This is a genomic window from Streptosporangium sp. NPDC006013 (assembly GCF_040614275.1).
In the GTDB taxonomy this organism is placed as follows: Bacteria; Actinomycetota; Actinomycetes; order Streptosporangiales; family Streptosporangiaceae; genus Streptosporangium.
This window is the reverse complement of record NZ_JBEXUE010000591.1, coordinates 1-5,369: the sequence shown is the minus strand read 5'-3', so window position 1 is coordinate 5,369 and position 5,369 is coordinate 1. Positions and strand designations below refer to the sequence as shown.

General features: G+C 70.2%; 1 protein-coding gene. It reads right to left on the bottom strand.

Features of this window, described 5'->3' with window-relative positions; genetic code table 11:
- The coding region (locus ABZ260_RS45630) for a type I polyketide synthase (protein WP_355630674.1) at nt 1-5,312 on the bottom strand (5,312 nt) is incomplete at its 3' end.
- Between the last annotated feature and the right edge of the window lie 57 nt (nt 5,313-5,369).

Below are 5,369 nucleotides of genomic sequence, written 5' to 3'. Positions count from 1 at the left end.
CGCACCACCGCGAGCACCTCGTGCCCGTTACGCCGAGCGTCCGACAACCGCTCCAGCACCAGCATGCCCACACCCTCGGACCAGCTGGTACCGTCCGCGGCGTCGGAGAACGCCTTGCACCGCCCATCGGCGGCCAGCCCGCCCTGCGCGCTGAACCCCATGAACCCCATCGGTGACGCCATCACCGTGATACCGCCGACCAGCGCCAAGCCGCACTCGCCCGACCGCAGTGCCTGCGCCGCCATGTGCATCGCCACCAGCGACGACGAACACGCCGTGTCCATCGTCACCGCCGGACCCTCCAGGCCCAGCGTGTAGGACAGCCGGCCCGACAGCACGCTGGCCGACATACCGGTGACGCCATGGCCTTGCACATCCGTCTGAGTACTTACGATCAGGCTCGTGTAATCCTGGCCGTTGGTGCCCACGAACACGCCGGTGTGGCTGCCCTTGAGCGAGAGCGGGTCGATCCCGGCCCCCTCGACCGCCTCCCACGTCGTCTCCAGGAGCAGCCGCTGCTGCGGGTCCATCGACAGCGCCTCACGCGGCGAGATCCCGAAGAACCCCGCATCAAACCCCGCCACATCCGCCAGGAACCCACCCTGAACATCAAGACCCATCCCGGACAACATCCCCAGATCCCAGCCCCGATCGGCTGGCACCGGCGAGATCGCGTCCTGCCCCTCGGCCAGCAACCGCCACAGATCCTCCGGCGAGTTCACCCCACCGGGGAACCGGCAGCTCATCCCCACGATCACCACCGGATCGTCCGCCGCCGACGCCCTCGGCCCGGCCACCACACCCGACCCGACGGCCTGGTCCTGCCGGCCCAGCAACTCCGACACCAGGAACCGCGCCAGCACAAGCGGCGTCGGATAGTCGAACACCAACGTCGCCGGCAACCGCAGGCCGGTGGCGATATTCAGCCGGTTACGCAGATCCACCGCCGTCAGGGAATCAAAGCCCAACTCGCGGAACTCACGTCCAGGCTGGACGTCCTCTCCCGAGGCGTGCCCCAGCACCACCGCCGCCTGCGCCCGCACCAACTCCACCACCAGCCGAACCTGCTCGGCCTCGTCCAACCCCGCCAACCGCCGCACCAGCTCCGAATCCCCACCCACCGAGGTGGAGACCGCCAGACGGCGGCCCGCGCGCACCAGACCCCGCATCAGATGCGGCAGTTCGGGGATCGTGCGCAGGACCGAGAGATCCAGCCGCATCACCACCACCGGCGAGTGACCCGTCGTGGCAGCTGACTCGAACGCCGCGAGCCCCTGCTCGGCCGACAGGGCCGGCATGCCGGCCCGCGCCATCCGCCGCATCTCGATCTCACCCAGCGTGCCGGTCATCCCCGCGTCCTGGGCCCAGGCACCCCACGCCAGTGACAACCCCGCCAGCCCCTCGGCCCGGCGCACCTGAGCCAGCGCGTCCAAGAACACATTCGCCGCCGCGTAGTTACCCTGACCAGGCGCTCCCACCACCCCCGCCATGGAGGAGAACAGCACGAACGCCGCCAGGTCCAGGCCCTGGGTCAGCTCGTGCAGATGCCAGGCCGCGTCGACCTTCGGCCGCAGCACGCTGTCCAGCCGCTCAGGCGTCAGCGACGGAATCGTGCCGTCATCCAGTACACCCGCAGTGTGAATAACCGCGGTCAGCGGATACCAGGCATCCACCCCGGCCAGCAGCGCCGCCACCTGATCCCGATCGGCCATGTCGCACGCCGCGATCGTGACCTCGACCCCATGCGCGATCAACTCGGCCTGCAACTCCACCGCACCCGGAGCATCCAGGCCCCGACGGCTGGTCAGCAACAGGTGCCGCACCCCCCGCTCGGCCACCACATGCCGCGCGAACAGCGCACCCAGACCACCGGTACCACCAGTGATCAACACCGTCCCATCCGGATTCCAGACCCGGCCGGCGTCATCACCGGAGTCGTCAGTGAGAACATCGGTCGAGACGTTGCCGGACACCGCCCGCACCAAGCGCGGGACCAGCACCTCGCCCCCACGCACCGCCGCCTGCGGCTCACCCGACGCCAACACCCCCGGCAGCACACCGAGCAAGGCCGACAGCGAGGCCCCGTCCTGGTCCATGTCGACCAGCAGGAACCGGCCCGGGTTCTCCGACTGCGCACTACGCACCAGCCCCCACACCGCCGCAGCCGCCAGATCCGCCACCACCTCGCCACCACCCGACGCGACCGCACCCCGAGTAACGAACACCAGCCGCGACTCGGCGAACCGATCATCGGCCAACCACCCCTGCAACAACTCCAGAACATGGGCGGTCAGCACATGCGCCGACCCCACCACCCCACCCACCGGATCCGAGACCACCTCCGCCAGCACCACACCCGGCACCACACCCGACTCCGCCAGCGACGACAGCTCCGCATGCACCTCCACCGCAAGGCCACCCGGCTCCCCGGCCGCCCGCAACGCGGAAACAACCCCCAACACATCCCCACCGAGCACCGCCACCGACGGCACCTGACCGGCCTCCGGCACAGCACCCGCAGGCGCCCACTCCACCCCGAACAACGACTCCCAACCCGCCCCAACACCCTCGGAGACCCTCAGCCGCTCGACCTCGACCGGCCGCAACACCACCGACCGCGCCGACACCACCGGCCCACCGGCCGCATCCACCGCGCTCAGCGACACCGCATCCGGCCCCGTCCTGACCAACCGCACCCGCAACACCGACGCCCCACCCGCGTGCAAACACACCTCACTCCACGAGGACGGCAACAAACCGCCCTCGGAATCGTCCAACCCGGCGAAGACCACCGCATGCAACGCCGCGTCCAGCAACGCCGGATGCACCCCGAACGACCCCGCACTCGACTGCGCCTGCTCGGGCAGGACGATCTCGGCGAACACCTCGCCGTCGGCACCGCGCCAGACCCCCCGCAGCCCCTGGAATGTCGGACCGTAGACGAAGCCGTCCTCGGCCAGCTCCTCGTACAACCCCTCCACCTCGATCGCGGACGCCCCGACCGGCGGCCACACCGCCGCATCAAACGACACGACCTCCGCCACCCCGGTCGCCAACGTGCCGGTGGCGTACCGCACCCACGCCACCTCCTCGGCCACCTCCGCCGAACGGGCGTAAATGCTCACACTCCGACGACCGGTCTCCTCCGGCGCACCCACCGCGATCTGAACCACGACCGCGTCACCCTCACCCAGCACCAACGGCGCGTCCAGGATCAACTCCTCGACCACCTCACAACCAACCTGGTCACCGGCACGCACCGCCAGCTCCACGAACGCCGAACCCGGCACCACCACCGAACCCGCCACCACATGATCGGCCAGCCACGGCTGCGACGAGAGCGACAACCGGCCCGTCAGCACCACCCCATCGGAATCGGCCAGCCCGACCGCGGCACCCAACAGCGGATGATCCGTCGCGGCCAACCCCGCCGCCGCCACATTCCCCGCACCCGAACCGGTGTTCTCAGGCCAGAACCGCTGGTGCTCGAAGGGATAGGTGGGCAGGTCGACCCGGCGCCCGCGTGGGAGCACCGTCTGCCAGTTCACCGGCACGCCGTGCACGTGCAGACGAGCCAGCGCCTCGGTAACGGCCTCGTGCTCGTTTCTGTCCCTGCGCAGTACCGGCACCAGCACCACATCCGGATCCGACCCGGAGAGCGGTTCCGCGTCCGAGCCGGACTTCGAGGCGGTCGGGCCCGGGTCCGCCTCCAGCGTGTCCTGGGCCATGGCGGTCAGCACCCCGTCAGGACCGAGCTCCAGATACGCCCGCACCCCCTGCGCCTGCAGCGTGCGCACCCCGTCGGCGAAACGCACCGCGCCACGCACCTGCTCCACCCAGTAGTCCGGCGAGCACAGCTGCTCGGCCGAGGCCGCCTGCCCGGTCAGCGTCGACACGATCGGGATCCTCGGCGCACCGTAGGTGAGCCCGCTCGCCAGGGCGCGGAAGTCCTCCAGCATCGGATCCATCAACGGCGAGTGGAACGCGTGCGACACCCGCAACCGCTTCGTCCGCACCCCCCGAGAATCCAACTCGGCGGCGACGGTCAGAACCGCCTCCTCCACCCCGGAGATCACCACCGACGTCGGACCGTTCACCGCCGCGACCGACACCTCACCCTCGCGCCCGGCCAGCAACTCGGCGACCTCCTCCTCAGAGGCCCGCACCGACACCATCGCCCCACCCGACGGCAACACCTGCATCAACCGCGCCCGCGCCGCCACCAGCGCACACGCGTCCTTCAGCGACAACACCCCCGCCACATGCGCCGCCGCGATCTCCCCGATCGAATGACCCGCCAGCACATCCGGCCGAACCCCCCACGACGACACCAGCCGGAACAACGCCGTCTCCACCGCGAACAACGCCGGCTGCGCCCACCCCGTCTGGTCAAGTGCCTCCGCCTCGACCGACCCCGCCTCGGCGAACAACACCTCACGCAGCGATCCATCGAACAGCGGGTCGAACTCGGCGATCACCGCGTCCAACGCCGCCGCGAACACCGGGAAACGGTCATACAACTCCCGGCCCATCCCCGCCCGCTGACTACCCTGACCGGTGAACAGGAACGCGAGCCTCGGCTCCGTCGCGGCCACCCCGCACACCACACCCACACTCGGCAGATCCTCGACCACACCCCGCAGACCGGCCAGCACACCCTCACGGTCGGCGGCCAGCACCACCGCCCGATGCTCGAACGCCGACCGCGTCGTCGCCAGCGAGAACGCGGCATCGACCAGACCCGGATCAGGCTGACCGACCAGGACCGACGCCAGCCGCCCGGCCTGCGCCCGCAACGCCTGACCGGTCTTCGCCGACACCAACACCGGCACCAGGCCCGCAGCCGGAACCTGGTCCTGCGGAATGTCCTCTCCATCCGGCGTTTCCGGCCCTTGCTCGAGAATCACGTGCGCATTGGTGCCGCTGATCCCGAACGACGACACACCCGCCCGACGCGGACGACCCGTCTCCGGCCACTCGACCTGCTCGGTCAGCAACTTCACCGCACCCGAGGCCCAGTCCACGTGCGACGACGGCGCGTCCACGTGCAACGTCCTGGGCAGCACCCCATGCCGCAAAGCCAGCACCATCTTGATCACACCCGCCACACCCGCTGCCGCCTGCGTGTGCCCCAGGTTCGACTTGATCGCCCCCAGCAGCAGCGGCCGACCCTCCGGCCGCTCCTTGCCGTACGTGGCCAGCAGCGCCTGCGCCTCGATCGGGTCACCCAGCGTCGTTCCCGTACCGTGCGCCTCCACCGCGTCCACCTCGGCCGGCGACAACCCCGCACCGGCCAGCGCCTGACGAATCACCCGCTGCTGCGAAGGACCATTCGGCGCCGTCAGGCCGTTGGAGGCACCATCCTGGTT